This is a genomic window from Oceanipulchritudo coccoides (assembly GCF_010500615.1).
GTDB lineage: Bacteria > Verrucomicrobiota > Verrucomicrobiia > Opitutales > Oceanipulchritudinaceae > Oceanipulchritudo > Oceanipulchritudo coccoides.
The window spans coordinates 1-440 of sequence record NZ_JAAGNX010000021.1 but is presented as its reverse complement, the minus strand read 5'-3'; the positions used below and the strand labels follow the sequence as shown (position 1 = coordinate 440).

The window sequence follows — 440 nt, the reverse complement described above, 5'->3', positions numbered from 1 at the left end:
TGCGCGGGTAGATGAATGGCTGGCCGATTGTATATTTATAGGCCATCGCCGCAATCGTTGGCATCTTCGCAATCAGGCGGATTGAAGCGACTTCGCGCTGCCATGGATCGTGGATGTCGGTGCTGTCATGATAGAACGCGGACATGGCCCCCACGACACCGACCATAACAGCCATCGGATGCGCATCACGGCGGAACCCGCGGAAGAAGTTCATCATCTGCTCGTGCAGCATCGTATGGTTGGTCACGCGGCTTTCAAAGTCTTCAAGCTGTGCGGGAGAGGGCAGCTCTCCGTAAAGGAGCAGGTAGCACACTTCGAGATAGTGCGATTTCTCGGCCAGCTGGTCGATTGGATAGCCGCGATGCAAAAGCTCGCCCTTGCCACCGTCGATAAAAGTTATTGTGCTGTCACAGCTCGCGGTTGACGTAAAGCCGGGGTCA

General features: G+C 55.9%; 1 protein-coding gene. It reads right to left on the bottom strand.

What is annotated here, in order from left to right; genetic code table 11:
- Window positions 1-440 (bottom strand): citrate/2-methylcitrate synthase (locus G0Q06_RS14250; protein WP_275106732.1); only part of this gene is annotated, 440 nt, incomplete at both ends.